This window comes from Streptosporangium roseum DSM 43021 (assembly GCF_000024865.1).
In the GTDB taxonomy this organism is placed as follows: domain Bacteria; phylum Actinomycetota; class Actinomycetes; order Streptosporangiales; family Streptosporangiaceae; genus Streptosporangium; species Streptosporangium roseum.
Window position 1 is genome coordinate 6,864,868 of the sequence record NC_013595.1, and the last position, 13,980, is coordinate 6,878,847.

Annotated in this window: 13 protein-coding genes and 1 riboswitch; of the genes, 7 read left to right on the forward strand and 6 right to left on the reverse strand. The window is 71.4% G+C overall.

Annotated elements, in window-relative coordinates; genetic code table 11:
* The first annotated feature begins 345 nt into the window (after positions 1–345).
* Together SROS_RS30225 and SROS_RS54005 are read left to right on the forward strand one after the other, a co-directional pair.
* Positions 346–1,092: a sirohydrochlorin chelatase gene (locus SROS_RS30225; protein WP_245564334.1), complete on the forward strand. Its 747-nt coding sequence runs from the start codon at positions 346–348 to the stop codon at positions 1,090–1,092.
* A 59-nt stretch (positions 1,093–1,151) separates the two neighbouring features.
* Positions 1,152–1,283, forward strand: coding sequence for a hypothetical protein (locus SROS_RS54005; RefSeq protein WP_281047964.1), 132 nt, complete (start codon positions 1,152–1,154; stop codon positions 1,281–1,283).
* A 22-nt stretch (positions 1,284–1,305) separates the two neighbouring features.
* Here SROS_RS54005 and pgeF read toward each other — a convergent pair whose 3' ends face one another.
* A complete protein-coding gene (gene pgeF / locus SROS_RS30230; RefSeq protein WP_012892719.1) occupies positions 1,306–1,992 on the reverse strand; it encodes a peptidoglycan editing factor PgeF in 687 nt (228 codons plus the stop codon).
* Positions 1,993–2,090: 98 nt separating this feature from the next.
* On the opposite strand from pgeF, the gene SROS_RS30235 reads away from it, so the two are divergent.
* Entirely contained in the window at positions 2,091–2,456 is a 366-nt protein-coding gene (locus tag SROS_RS30235) for a PH domain-containing protein (protein WP_012892720.1), read from the forward strand.
* Positions 2,457–2,507: 51 nt separating this feature from the next.
* On the opposite strand, the gene glgA is transcribed toward SROS_RS30235, so the two are convergent.
* The gene (glgA, locus tag SROS_RS30240; protein ID WP_012892721.1) at positions 2,508–3,686 is read right to left on the reverse strand and encodes a glycogen synthase; all 1,179 of its coding nucleotides are present in this window, start codon (positions 3,684–3,686) and stop codon (positions 2,508–2,510) included.
* Positions 3,687–3,734: 48 nt separating this feature from the next.
* On the opposite strand from glgA, the gene glgC reads away from it, so the two are divergent.
* The 4 genes from glgC (at position 3,735) to SROS_RS30260 (ending at position 8,151) form a co-directional block, all read left to right on the forward strand.
* A complete protein-coding gene (glgC, locus tag SROS_RS30245) occupies positions 3,735–4,961 on the forward strand; it encodes a glucose-1-phosphate adenylyltransferase (RefSeq protein WP_012892722.1) in 1,227 nt (408 codons plus the stop codon).
* A 489-nt stretch (positions 4,962–5,450) separates the two neighbouring features.
* Positions 5,451–6,077, forward strand: a complete 627-nt coding sequence (locus tag SROS_RS30250) for a TetR/AcrR family transcriptional regulator (RefSeq protein ID WP_245564335.1) — start codon at positions 5,451–5,453, stop codon at positions 6,075–6,077.
* 10 nt (positions 6,078–6,087) lie between these two features.
* Positions 6,088–6,462: a VOC family protein gene (locus SROS_RS30255; RefSeq protein ID WP_012892725.1), complete on the forward strand. Its 375-nt coding sequence runs from the start codon at positions 6,088–6,090 to the stop codon at positions 6,460–6,462.
* Between the two features lie 117 nt (positions 6,463–6,579).
* On the forward strand, positions 6,580–8,151 hold the full coding sequence (locus SROS_RS30260) for a pentapeptide repeat-containing protein (RefSeq protein WP_012892726.1): 1,572 nt from the start codon (positions 6,580–6,582) through the stop codon (positions 8,149–8,151).
* Here the strand turns inward: SROS_RS30260 and SROS_RS30265 are convergent.
* From SROS_RS30265 to SROS_RS30285, 4 genes are all read right to left on the reverse strand, one after another.
* Positions 8,148–9,245 (reverse strand): mechanosensitive ion channel family protein, encoded by a 1,098-nt coding sequence (locus SROS_RS30265; protein WP_012892727.1) that lies wholly within the window; start codon positions 9,243–9,245, stop codon positions 8,148–8,150. The genes SROS_RS30260 and SROS_RS30265 overlap by 4 nt on opposite strands.
* 59 nt (positions 9,246–9,304) lie before the next feature.
* Positions 9,305–10,300, reverse strand: coding sequence for a ribonucleotide-diphosphate reductase subunit beta (locus tag SROS_RS30270; RefSeq protein WP_012892728.1), 996 nt, complete (start codon positions 10,298–10,300; stop codon positions 9,305–9,307).
* A 25-nt stretch (positions 10,301–10,325) separates the two neighbouring features.
* The gene (locus SROS_RS30275; RefSeq protein ID WP_012892729.1) at positions 10,326–12,521 is read right to left on the reverse strand and encodes a ribonucleoside-diphosphate reductase subunit alpha; all 2,196 of its coding nucleotides are present in this window, start codon (positions 12,519–12,521) and stop codon (positions 10,326–10,328) included.
* A 198-nt stretch (positions 12,522–12,719) separates the two neighbouring features.
* Positions 12,720–12,920: riboswitch (cobalamin riboswitch) on the reverse strand.
* The gene (locus SROS_RS30285) at positions 12,919–13,947 is read right to left on the reverse strand and encodes a Bug family tripartite tricarboxylate transporter substrate binding protein (protein WP_012892730.1); all 1,029 of its coding nucleotides are present in this window, start codon (positions 13,945–13,947) and stop codon (positions 12,919–12,921) included. It overlaps the preceding riboswitch by 2 nt.
* Positions 13,948–13,980 lie beyond the last annotated feature (33 nt).

Below are 13,980 nucleotides of genomic sequence, written 5' to 3' on the forward strand. Positions count from 1 at the left end.
GGGGGCATCCGTCCGCGCGGAGGCCGTGCCGCGTCGTATCCGGCGGGGGCATCCGTCCGCGCGGAGGCCGTGCCGCGTCGTATCCGGCGGGGGCATCCGTCCGCGCGGAGGCCGTGCCGCGTCGTATCCGGCGGGGGCATCCGTCCGCGCGCGGAGACCGTACCGGGCTCCGGACCGGGGCCGCGCGGCGGGAATCCCGCCCCGGGACGATGTCGTGACGGAATTGCCGCCATTTCTCACTACAAAGAGGGTGAAATGGGCCTAGAGTCCGCGCATGTGAGTGAGAGTTCCATCCTCCCAGTGCGCGGACGCGCCGTCCGGCCCTCCGGCCGGCATCGCAGGCCCGTGCCCTCCCAGCTCCCGCCCGAGGCACCCGCGCTGGTGCTGGCCACCCTCGGCGACGCCACAGGCGCCGTCGCCGAGCTGGCCGCCCTCGTCCAGGGGGACAACCCGCAGATCGAGGTCCGGCTGGCCGGTCTCGGCGAGGACGGCAAGGCGCTGACCGCCGAGCTCGAGGCGGCCGCCCGCGAACGTCCCGAGGACGGCGTCGCCGCCATCGTGGTGCCGCTCCTGACCGGCCCGCACCCGGTCGCGGACCGGCTGATCGCCATGGCCGTCGCCGCGAGCGGGGCGTCGGTGACGGTCACCGACTCCCTCGGGCCGCACCCGCTGCTCGCCGAGGCCCTGCACATCCGCCTCGCGGAGAAGGATCTGGCCAGGGCCGACCGAATGCGGCTGCTCAACGTCTCCAGCCCGGTCGACGCGGTCATCCTCGCCACGGTCGGCGGCGAGAACGCGGCGGCGGAGGCGCAGCCGACGGCGGTGCTGCTGGCCTCCCGCCTGACGCTTCCCGTCGTGGTGGCCTCCCTGGACAGCGCGCCCGCCGTGGCGGAGGCGGCCGAGCGGCTGCGCGGCATCGGCGTCCAGCGCATCGCCCTGTCCCCGTGCGCCGTCGGCCCGGAGGTCGCCCCCGGCCTCGCGAGCGGCGCGGCGTCGGAGATCGGGGCCGAGTGCGCCGACCTCCTCGGCGCGCACGGTCTCATCGCGGACCTCGCCGCCCGCGCCTACGGGAGCGTGCTGGCCGAGGACTGACGTGAGAGGTCCCCTCTGCCGGGCGTCGAGAACCCGTACGTCATCGGAGGGGGCCGATCATGTTGTCCGGAGAAGAGCATGTCGAACGCCACCGGGCCACCGACGGCGCCGAGGGGCACGGATGGCAGGGCATCGACGCGCGAGATCCCGGTGGTCGTGCCGGAGCGCGTCTCCTCGTGATCCGGGCATGACCGGCGCGGTCACCGCCGGAGGTCAGGCCTCCAGCCAGACGTAACCCGCGAAACGGCCGGTCGTCCGGTCCCTGCGGTGGGAGAACAGGTCGGGGGTCTCGATGGTGCAGCGGGTGTCGTGGGTGATCTCGCCGACGCCCGCCTTGGCGAGCTGCGAGGTGATCGCGGCGCGCAGGTCGAGGGCGGGGGTGTCCTGACGGGTGATCGACCACGCCTCGGGGAGGGCGGCCGCGACCTGCCCGCGCAGCTCGGCGGGGACCTCGTAGCAGCTACCGCAGGCCATCGGGCCGATCAGGGCGGTCATGCTCGCCGGGTCGGCGCCGCGCGCGGTCATCTCCGCGACCAGGGCCGGGACCACGCCCAGGACGGTGCCGACCCGTCCGGAGTGCGCTGCCCCGACCAGGCCGGCCTCCGGGTCGGCCAGCAGGACGGGCGCGCAGTCGGCGCAGAGCGCGGCCAGGCCGAGTCCGGGCACGTCGGTGCAGACCCCGTCCAGCGGCGGCGGGTCCTCACCGAACGGCTCGCTCACATACCGGACGTCGGCACTGTGGACCTGCCGCATGAACACGACCCGGTCCAGGCCGAACTCGGCCGCGGTGCGGGCCCTGTTGGCGGCGACCGCCTCCGGGTCGTCCCCGCACAGGCCCCCGAGGTTGCGGCTGCCGTACGGCTCGGCGCTGACGCCGCCGTGTCGGTCGGTGATCCTCATCTGAAAGCTCACGGCCCCGACCCTACCCGCCTCCGGAACCTCCCCTCCGGGGCGTTCGTTACACGGATACGCGGATCCCCCGAGAGATTGCGAGCGTCATGGCACAGGTCGCGTACGACCGGAAGGAACAGCTCCAGCAGATCGAGAGCGGTCTGATGCCCGGCGAGCAGATCATCGCCGTCTACGACGCCATCGGCGCGGGGACCGGCTTCCTGGGACTCACCGACAAGCGGGTGATCGTGCAGGACAAGTCCTTCGTGGGCAAGAAGGTCGCCATCACGAGCATCCCCTACGGCAAGGTCTCGGCGGTCAGCGTGGTGAGCAACAAGTCCCTGGCGGGCTCGTTCTTCTCCTCCGGGGCCATCGCCATCCACGTGGGCACCCACACCTACGAGGTGGAGTTCCGGGGCGACAGCAAGGCCCACCACGTGCACAACGTGATCCTCCACTTCATCAGCTCCTGAACTCCGCCCAGGCCCCGGAACCCTCCCGATCGCGAACGGGCGGGCGGGCGGTCAGGAGCGGGCGACCGACCGGTAGAGGTCCATCGTCCGCTCGGCGATCCGCTCCCAGGAGAAGTGGTCCACGGCGCGGACCCGCCCGGCCCTGCCCATCTCGGCGGCGAGCGCCGGGTCGGCCAGCAGCCGGTTGACCCGCTCGGCGAGGTCGGCGGCGAACCGCTCGGGGTCGTCGGGGGTGCCGTCGGCCGCGGACTGGTCGATCGGGACCAGCAGGCCGGTCGAGCCGTCGGCCACGACCTCGGGGATGCCTCCGGTGGCGGTGGCCACGACGGCGGTCTCGCAGGCCATGGCCTCCAGGTTCACGATGCCCATCGGCTCGTAGATCGACGGGCAGACGAAGACGGTGGCGTGGGTGAGGATCTGGATCACCTCGGGACGCGGGAGCATCTCCGAGATCCAGATGACGCCGTCCCGTTCCAGCCCCCGGACGAGCCCGGTGACCTCGGCGGCGATCTCCGGGGTGTCGGGCGCGCCGGCGCAGAGCACCAGCTGGGCGTCGGGGTGGAAGTCCCTGGCCGCGTGGAGCAGGTGGACCAGGCCCTTCTGCCGGGTGATGCGGCCCACGAACACGACGTACGGCCTGGCGGCGTCGATGCCGTGGCGGGCCAGGACATCGGTGTCCCGGTCGGGGGTGTACTCGCCGGTGTCGATCCCGTTGTGGATCACCGTTACTTTTTCCGGCAATATTTCGGGATAGCTCGCCAGCACGTCACGCCGCATCCCCTCCGACACGGCGATGATCGCGTCGGCGCTCGCCAGCGCGCTCCGCTCGGCCCATGATGACAGCGTGTAACCGCCGCCGAGCTGCTCGGCCTTCCACGGCCGCAGCGGCTCCAGGCTGTGGGTGGTCACCACGTGCGGCGTGCCGTACAGCATCTTGGCCACGTGACCCGCGAAGTTGGCGTACCACGTGTGGCTGTGCACCAGATCCGCGCCCTCGCACCCGGCCGCCATCTCCAAATCCACGCCCAGGACCTGGAGCGCGGCGTTGGCCGTCTCCAGCCCGCCGGGCACCCGGTAGGCCTCGACGCCGTGCTCGGACCGTGACGCTCCGAAGCAGCGGACCCGGGCGTCCGCCAGCCGGCGCAGCTCCCTGGCGAGGTATTCGACATGGACCCCGGCACCGCCGTACACCTCGGGCGGGTACTCACGACTCAGCAGATCAACGCGCATATGATCAGCGTAGTGTTTCAGTCCTGTTCGTCAGGTTAAGGTCCAGATATGAGAGTCCTCGCGATTGTGCTCGCCGGCGGCGAAGGCAAGCGACTGATGCCGCTGACAGCTGACCGGGCCAAGCCCGCGGTGCCATTCGGGGGGATATACCGGCTCGTCGACTTCGTCCTGTCGAACCTGGCCAACGGTCACTACCTGCAGATCGTCGTGCTGACGCAGTACAAGAACCACAGCCTCGACCGGCACATCTCCCGAACCTGGCGGCTTTCGTCGATGCTGGGCAACTACGTCACGCCCGTGCCCGCGCAGCAGCGGCTCGGGCCGCACTGGTTCTCCGGGTCGGCCGACGCCCTGTTCCAGAACCTGAACCTGATCTACGACGAGATGCCCGACCACGTCATCGTGTTCGGGGCCGACCACATCTACCGGATGGACCCCCGGCAGATGGTGGAGCAGCACATCGAGTCCGGCGCCGAGGTGACCGTGGCGGCGATCCGGCAGCCGCTGTCGCTGGCCGACCAGTTCGGGGTGATCGAGGCCGACCCCGCGGGGCGGCGGATCGTGGCCTTCCGGGAGAAGCCCAAGGACGCGGTCGGCCTGCCGGACGCGCCCGACCAGGTGTACGCGTCGATGGGCAACTACGTCTTCAAGACCCAGGCGATGCTCGACGCGCTCCGGGAGGACGCGCTCGACCCCACCAGCAAGCACGACCTCGGCGGGAACATCATCCCGATGATGGTCAAGGCGGGCAGCGCCGAGGTCTACGACTTCGCCGACAACGTCGTGCCGGGCTCCACCGAGCGGGACCGGGGCTACTGGCGGGACGTCGGGACGCTCGACGCCTACTACGAGGCCCACATGGACCTCATCTCGGCGCACCCGATCTTCAACCTCTACAACAACCAGTGGCCCATCTACACCGGCCACGACCCGCTCCCTCCGGCGAAGTTCGTGCACAACGACGGCGACCGGGTCGGCCGGGCGATCGACTCGCTGGTCTCCGCGGGCGTGATCGTCTCCGGCGGGCTCGCGGAGCGCTCCATCCTCTCCCCGGGCGTGGTGCTGCACTCCCACTCCCAGGTCGAGGACTCGGTCCTGATGGGCAACGTGAAGGTGGGCCGGGGCGCCATCGTCCGCAAGGCCATCATCGACAAGAACGTGATCATCCCGGACGGCGCCCGCATCGGCTTCGACCTGGAGTACGACCGCAGCCGCTTCGCGGTGACCCGTAACGGCATCGTGGTCATCGGCAAGAACGAGATCGTCGAGCGGTAGGCCCGGCCCCGTCACCGCTCACGGGATCCGTCACAGGGCGGCGCGCGTCTGCCGCCGGTCGTCCGGCGCCCGCCCCGGCCGCTCAGGCGGGGCCTGTCCCGGACAGGCGTCCCGGGCTTCACGTGCGCGGGCCGGGGTCCCCGGCGCGCAGCGGGTGCGGAGTGCCCGGAATTCGTTCTCCAGACGGGTTGCCCGCTCCTCCAGGGTGACCATGAGGGTGTCCTCCGGTTCGAGACGCGGCGTGGCCCAGGGCACGCCGGTGAGGAAGGGACTGGGGCGCGGGTCCTCACGACGACCAGCCTGAGGCCGTCGAGGACTCCATGGGCACGCCACCCCGCGCACGGGGAGGGGAATCCCCCTCCCTGTGCGAAGAAACACCGGGGCGGGGTGGGCAAAGCTTCCATCGGCGACCGCGGCCCGCCGTCAGGCGACCGCCGGTGACCGATGCAGCCATTGACGGAGTGAGCACTCACTCCGCATGATGGGCGCATGGAGACCCCACCTGCCCGGCGGCGAGCGCCGGGAATGAGCCCGGAGCGGCGCCGCCACATGATCGTGCGGGCCGCCCTCCCCCTGGTCGCCGAGTACGGCGCCGCCGTCACCACCAGCCAGATCGCCAGAGCCGCCGGGATCGGCGAGGCCACGATCTTCCGGGCGTTCACCGACAAGGACGAGCTGCTGGACGCCTGCGTGGTCGAGGCGCTCCGCCCCGACCACGCGCTGGCACAGCTCGCCGCGATCCCCCTCGACCAGCCGCTGGCCGCCCGCCTGACCGAGGCCGCCGACACCCTGCAGGCGCACACGGCGCGGATCGGTACCGTTCTCGGCGCCCTGCACGCCTCGGGCCGCCGCCGTTCCCGCGACCGCCACGCCGTCCCTCCCCCGGAGGAGGCGGACGGGGCGCGCCCCGCGGACCGCGGGGACTCGGCCACGCAGACCGTCGAGGCGCTGGCCGAGCTGTTCGACCCCGAACGCGACTCGCTCCGGCTCCCCCCGGAACGCCTGGCGACGATCTTCCTCCACCTGATGCTGTCCAGCGCCCGCCGCCCGCTGGGCGGCCCCCAGGTGAGCAACGACGACCTCGTGGACGTTTTCGTGCACGGTGCCCTGATCTGAGAGGCCGACCATGCCCATCACTCTGAACCACACCATCGTCCCCGCCGTCGACAACGAGCGGGACGCCCGGTTCTTCGCCGACGTCATGGGGCTGGAGTGCCTGCCGCCCGCCGGGGCGCGCGGCCACTTCGTCCCCGTGCGGGTCAACGCCACCCTCACCCTCGACTACATGACCGTCGACGACCCCGAGGGACACCACCTGGCCTTCGACGTGGACCCCGCCACCTTCGACCGGATCCTCGCCCGCCTCCAGGAGCTCGGCGTGCCGTACGGCAACCACCCGGCCGATCCCGGCAACGGCCGCGTCGACCACCCGCTCTGCGCCCGCGGCCTGTTCTTCGTCGACGAGGCCCGCAACCTCTACGAGGTCATGTCCCCCGAGTGAGGCGGTGGCCGGCAGCTCGAAGCCATCAAAGATCTACACGGGATAGATTCTCCCGGGACGTTCCTTTGGTCATGCGGACAGATCACCCCCGCGACCGCGGATCACGAGAGGCCTCGAATGCGACTGACGCGACCGTTCCGGCGGCTGAGCCCGGCCGAGCGGCAGGTCTGGGACGCCTATCCGGCGGGCACCTGGGTCGACCTGCGGACCGGGGACAAGGACGCCGACGACCCGGCGAAGGGTGCCGGGTGGGGGCCGGAGCGGACGGTCCGGGCGGAGGTCATCGCGGCGCTGCTGCTCGGCGCGCGGGAGCCCGAGCCGGGCAGGACCGCCGGCCTGCGGCTGGCGGGCGCCCGCGTGGCGGGGGTGCTGGACCTGTCCGACGCCACCCTCACCGGCAAGCTCCACCTGCTCAACTGCCACCTCCCCGAGACCGTCTCCCTCACCGACGCCACCACGTCGGGCGTGCGGTTCCGGGGGTGCGAGATGGAACGGGTCCGGGCGGCCCGGTGCACGGTCAACGGCCTGCTGGAATTCGACGGCTCCACGGTTCACAGCGGGATCCGGCTGGACAACGCGCACGTGACCGGCCAGTTCCGGCTCTCCAGATCGCGCCTGCACGCCCCCGGTGAGCGGTCCCGGGCGAGCGAGAGCCGGCTGGAGGACATCCGGCGGCCGTTCACCGAGACGGAGATGCGGGAGCGGGGCCTCGACCAGAGCCAGTGGGCGGTGTGGGCGGGCGGGCTGACCGTGGAGGGCGGGGCGTTCATGCGTGACATGCGCGTCACCGGCGGCCTCAGGCTCATCGGGGCGAAGTTCAACGGCGGGGTCTACCTGCAGAGGACGGTCATCACGGCGACCGGCCCGCACGCCGTGCACGCCGACTTCATGGAGTCCGGGGCGGCGGAGTTCAGTGCGGGGTTCACCGCGACGGGCGTCATCAGGATGCGCGGCTCGCGCGTCAACGGCGTGCTCTCCTTCGACGGGGCCACGCTGGAGGCCCCCGGCCGGGTCCTCCACCTGAGCCACGCCCAGGTGGAGGAGCTGATCCTGAACCCGGCCTCCATCAAGGGAGAGGTCAACCTCGGCTACTCCCGGGTCGGCGTCCTGCTCGACAGCCCCGCCGCCTACGCGGACAGAGTCCAGCTCACCGGGCTGACCTACGAGTCGCTGCGGGGCCACTGGACGGTGGCCGAACGGCTGGACTGGCTCCGCCGGGACCCGGAGGGCTACAAGCCGCAGCCGTACGAGCAGCTCGCCTCCTGGTTCCGCCGGATTGGCCACGAGCCGGACGCCCGCCGGGTGCTGCTGGCCAAGCAGCGCCGGCGCCGCGGCACCCTCAAACCCACCGGCAGGGTCTGGGGCCGGCTGCTCGACTTCGTCGTCGGCTACGGCTACCGCCCCTGGCTGGCCGGGCTCTGGGTGGCGGTGCTGCTGACCCTGGGCACCGCGGTCTTCGGCGCCGTGCGCCCGGCGCAGATCGACCCGGACGAGGTGCGGAGCTTCCAGCCCTTCGTCTACACGCTGGACCTGCTCGTCCCGGTGAGCGTCTTCGAGCAGCGGGGGGCGTGGGAGCCGGTCGGCTGGACCCAGTGGCTGGCCTGGACCCTGGTCGCCTCCGGCTGGATCCTGGCCACCGCCCTGATCGCCGGAGCCGCCCGGGTGCTGCGCCCCAGCGGGAACTCCTAGTACCGGGCCGTCCCGGCCTGGTGTCCCGCCGCCCCGGACTGGTGCTCCACCGCCCCGAACCGGGACAGCGGAGCCCCCTCCTCCATCACCCGGAAGCGGGGCAGCGACTCGGGATACTTGTCCCGGACGAACTTCACCATGTGCTCGCGGATGTCGCACTTGAGGTCCCAGGCGCTGGGTGAGTCGGCGGCGCTCATCAGGGCGCGCAGCTCCAGCAGGCCGCCGGGAAGGGTGTCGGTGACCTGGAGGACCCAGTCCTTCTGGTCCCACAGCGGGTGCTCGCGCAGGGCGCGGTAGAGCTCGGCCCGGAGCTCCTCCACCGGGACCGACCAGTCCAGCCGGAGGAACACCGCGCCGATCACCCGGCTGCCGTGCCGGGTCCAGTTCTCGAACGGGTTGGTGGTGAAGTAGGAGACCGGCAGCACCAGCCTGCGTTCGTCCCACAGGCGCAGCACCACGTAGGTGAGGGTGAGCTCCTCGATCCGGCCCCACTCCTCCTCCACCACCACGACGTCGTCCAGCCGGAGCGCGTCGCTGAAGGCCAGCTGCAGCCCCGCGAGCAGGTTGCCCAGGGTGGACTGGGCCGCGATGCCGACGACGACGCCGGCGATCCCGGCCGAGGCCAGCAGCCCGGCGCCGAGCGCGCGCACCTGCGGGAAGGTGAAGAGCATCGCGCCCATCGCCAGCACGATGACCACCGCCGTGGCCACCCGGCGGACCAGGGTGATCTGGGTGCGGATCCTGCGGGCCCGCCGGTTGCGCTCGCCCTGGACGACGACCAGCCGCTCCAGCACCACGTCGGTGACGGCGTAGGCGGCCTGGATGACCAGCCAGGTGACACATCCGATCATGGTCAGGCTGAGTATCCGGTCGATCGCGTCGTCGACCTGCCCCTCGGCCATGCCCGGCCGGTAGAGCGTGTTGGCGGTCACCACGACCGCCGTGGCGAACCCCGGCCAGGTGCAGCGGCGCACGAGCGGAGCGGCGAGAACCCACTTCTCGCCGATCAGCCGCCACCGCAACGCCCTCCGCACCATCTCCACGCAGGCTGCGGCGGCCAACATGGAAGCGAGCAGGATGATCCATCTGGACACTGACGGCGTCCCCCCTTGTCGTCCGTTACAGACGAGGTGCCCGGGGATTCACCGCATAATCAGAACGCCTCGTCGAAAGACACATTCCCCTCAACAGCTACCTGATAGGCAGAAACACGCCGTTCGAAGAAGTTTGCCAACTCCTGCACGTCCTGCAGCTCCATGAACGCGAACGGGTTGGCGGTGCCGTACCGGACGGGGAACCGGAGCCGGACCAGGCGCTGGTCGGCCACGTACTCCAGGTACTGGCGCATCTGCTCCACGTTCATCCCGGACATGCCGTCGCCGCACAGATCGGCCGCGAAGGCGAGCTCGGCCTCCACCGCCTCCTCGATCATCTGGGTCACCTGCGCGCCGAGCTTGTCGTCGAACAGGTCCGGCTCCTCGGCCCGCACGGTGTCCACCACGCTGAAGGCGAACTCCATGTGCATGGACTCGTCGCGGAAGACCCAGTTGGTCCCGGTGGCCAGGCCGCTCAGCAGGCCCCTGGAGCGGAACCAGTAGACGTAGGCGAAGGCGCCGTAGAAGAACAGCCCCTCGATGCACGCGGCGAAGCAGATCAGGTTGAGCAGGAACGCCCGCCGGTCCTCCCGCGACTCCAGCCGGTCCAGCCCGCCGAGCGAGTCGATCCACCGGAAGCAGAACTCGGCCTTGTTCCGGATCGAGGGGATGTGCTCGACCGCGGCGAAGGCCTTGACCCGCTCGTCGTGGTCGGGCAGGTAGGTGTCCAGCAGGGTCAGGTAGAACTGGACGTGCACGGCCTCCTCGAAGAGCTGCCTGCTGAGGTAGAGCCGCGCCTCGGGGGCGTTGACGTGCTGGTAGAGGTTGAGCACGAGGTTGTTGGCCACGATCGAGTCGCCGGTCGCGAAGAACGCGACGAGGCGGTTGATCAGGTGGCGCTCCTCCGGCGTCATCCTGGCCAGGTCCGCCAGGTCGGAGTTGAGGTCCACCTCCTCGACGGTCCAGGTGTTGCGGATCGCGGCCCGGTAGCGCTCGTAGAACTCCGGATACCGCATGGGCCGCAGCGTGAGGTCCATGCCAGGGTCGAGCAACATCAGGGAAAGCCTTTCGGGGAAGCGGCTACTGGCAGGCGTCGCAGTACTCGGGGTTCTCCAGGGAGCACGCGACGGCCTCGGGATCGGGCACGGCCTGGGCCACGGTGGTCTGCGCGATCCGGGTCGCCGGCCGCGAGCGCAGGTAGTAGGTGGTCTTGAGGCCGGACTTCCACGCGTAGGCGTACATCGAGGAGAGCTTGCCGATGGTCGGCGTGGCCATGAAGAGGTTCAGCGACTGCGACTGGTCGATGTACGGCGTGCGCGCCGCGGCCAGGTCGATCAGCGCCTTCTGCGGCAGCTCCCAGGCGGTCCGGTAGAGGGACTTGAGGTCCTCCGGCATGCCGGGGACGTCCTGGACGGAGCCGTCGGCCCGCTTGATCGCGTCCCGGATCTGCGGGGTCCACAGGCCCCGGGCCTGCAGGTCGCGGACCAGGTAGCGGTTGACCTGGAGGAACTCTCCCGACAGGGTCTCGCGCTTGAAGATGTTGGAGACCTGGGGCTCGATGCACTCGTAGCAGCCGGCGATGGAGGCGATGGTGGCCGTGGGCGCGATCGCGATCATCAGTGAGTTGCGGAGACCGGTCTCGGCGATCCTGTCCCTGAGCGCCGCCCACTCCGGCGACCGCGCGGCCCCGTAGTGGTCGGGATGGAGCACGCCGGCGGCGGCCCGGGTGTCGTCGTAGGAGGGGTGACGGCCCCGCTCGACGGCCAGGTCGGAGGAGGTGGCGTAGGCCGCCAGCGCGATCTCCTCGGAGATCCGGGTGGACAGCTCCAGAGCCTGCGGGGAGTCGAACGGCAGCCGCAGCGCGAAGAGCACGTCCGCCAGGCCCATCACGCCCAGGCCGATCGGCCGCCACTTCCTGTTCGCGGTCCCGGCCTCGGGCGTCGGGTAGAAGCCCAGGTCGATGGTCCGGTCCAGGAACCGTACGGCGGTGCGGACCGTGCGGCGCAGCCGCGTCCAGTCGACGTCCCGGCCGTCCAGGTGGGCGGCGAGGTTGATCGAGCCGAGGTTGCAGACGGCCGTCTCGGCGTCGTTGGTGACCTCGAGGATCTCGGTGCAGAGGTTCGACAGGTGGATGACGTTCTCGGGCCGGGCCGTCTGGTTGGAGGTCCGGTTGGCCGCGTCCTTGAAGGTCATCCAGCCGTTGCCGGTCTGGGCGAGGGTCCGCATCATCCGGCCGTACAGCGACCGGGCCGGGATCTGCTTGACGTAGCGGCCCTCGGCCTCGGCGGCCCGGTAGGCCTCCTCGAACGCGGCGCCGTACAGGTCGGTGAGGTGCGGGACCTCCTTGGGGTCGAACAGCGACCACACGCCGTCGGCCTCGACCCGGCGCATGAACTCGTCGGGGATCCAGTTGGCCAGGTTCAGGTTGTGGGTGCGGCGGGCCTCCTCGCCGGTGTTGTCGCGCAGTTCGAGGAACTCCTCGACGTCGGCGTGCCAGGACTCCAGGTAGACGCAGGCCGCGCCCTTGCGGCGGCCGCCCTGGTTGACCGCGGCGACGCTGGAGTCCAGCGTGCGCAGCCACGGCACGATGCCGTTGGAGTGGCCGTTGGTGCCCCGGATCAGCGAGCCGCGCGAGCGCACCCGGGTCCAGGCGATGCCGATCCCCCCGGCGTACTTCGACAGCCGCGCGACCTGCCCGTAGCGCTCGTAGATCGCCTCCAGCTCGTCGCGGGGCGAGTCGAGCAGGAAGCAGGAGGAGAGCTGGGGCCTGCGCGAGCCGGAGTTGAACAGGGTGGGCGAGCTGGGCAGGTAGGACAGGGTGGACATGAGCGCGTACAGCTCGGCCGCCTCTTCGACCGTCTCCGACAGGCCGCAGGCCACCCGGAGGAAGAAGTGCTGCGGGCGCTCCAGGACCTGGCGGGTCCGCGGGTGGCGCAGCAGGTAGCGGTCGTAGACCGTGCGCAGCCCGAAGTACTCGAACCGGTCGTCGGCGTCCTGCGCCACCAGTGCGTCCAGCTCCGCGGCGTGGGCGGCCACGAAGGCGGCCAGCCCGTCCTGGACGAGCCCGGCCGCGTGGGTGGCGGCGACGGACTCGGAGAAGGCCCGGACCCCGTGCCCGGCCGCCTCGTCGGCGATCAGCTCCGCCAGCAGGCCGGCGGCGATCCTGGAGTTCTCCGGATCGGTGATCACCCGGGCGGCGGCCTCCTCGATGGCCAACCGGCGGTCGGCCGGGCCGTCGCCGGTCTTCTTGGAGACGTCGACCAAGGTCTGTGTCACGTGCTACCCCTCGCGCGCTCGAATTCCCCGTACGGCTCTCACCGGAAGGGCGCACGCGACCGAGAGCGGTCCCGGGCATGCCGGACCGCCTCATCCGCGGGCCCTCCCTCGAGGCCCTGGACAGCTTGCGTGGTCGAGTCCGCCTCGCCCGGCACGCCTCGGGCCGCTCCACGCGTCCCAGGTGCCCGGTCCGGCTCCCTCTTCCACACGTCACCGGCAGGTTTTCGGACTCACGGGCGCCTCGCACACGCCTACTGGCCGTCGCTTCCCAGGCAAACTGCGCCCAGTGCTCTCATGACGGCGGTCGTTCCCGTTCACCGCTGCGGGGCAGTCCCGGAATCTCACCGGGTTCCCTCTTGCCTCGCCCCCGAAGGGCGAACCAGCAACGAGCAGGATCCTACATGTAGGGCCGCTGGACGCAACTACCCCAACAGCTTGTGGCGAAAGTGCTCAGCAGCCCGAGCTCGTTGAGCACTTCCCGGGTGCGGCGGGTCTCGGTGGCGAGCCACTGCCGGAAGTCGTCCCCGCTCAGGTAGACCCGGTTCCAGCCGTTGGCCGCGCAGATGGCCCGCCAGCGGGACGAGGCGTCGACGCGGTCGCACAGGGCGACGGCCACGTCCCTGTCCTCGGAGCTCATGCCGCGAGGGCCGAGCACGCCGCACCAGTCGGTGTACTCCAGGCGGACGTCCAGCTCCATCAGCGTCGGGGCGTCGATCCCGTCGATCCGCTCGGCGGAGGAGACCACCAGCGGACGCAGGCGGCCCTCGGCGATCTCGGGCACGAAGGAGCGGGCCGAGCCCAGCAGCGCGGCCACCCGGCCGTCGTGGAGCGCCTGGGCGGCCTCGGCCCCGCTGGAGTAGCCGGCGTAGTCCAGCAGCCGGGTGTCCACACCGAGACACTTGCCGATCATGCCGTAGAGCACATGGTCGGAGCCGCCCTCCATCCGGCCGCCCACCGCCAGCCCGGCCGGGTCGCGGCGGAGCGCCGCGGCGAAGTCCTCGAAGGCGCGCAGGCGGGAGCCCGCCGGGACGACCAGGGCCGCCCAGTCGCCGACCATGCGGGCCAGGGGGGTGGTGGACTCCACCACGGAGGCGGCGTTGGCGATCTCCGCCCCCGCCACCATCGGCATCCCGGTCAGGAGCAGCCTGCCCTCGCGGGTGAAGGGCTCGCGGGCGGCGGCGAACGCCCCCAGCGCGGCGGCGCCCAGGCCGCCCGGATAGTTGCTCACCTCGGCCGCCCGCGCCAGCCTGTCCCCGGTCAGGACCGAGGCCAGCGCACGCGCGGCCCGGTCCCAGCCCTGCCCGCGCTCGGCGGGCGCGACGACGGTCAGCCGGCCCGCCGGCGGCAGGCGGGAGCCTCCCGCTCCACCGCAGCCGCCGGCGACCATGACCCCCAGGGCGAGCACAAAGAACCGCCTACGGTGCATAAGCGCCCCTTTCCCCAAGAACCTCCAATACTC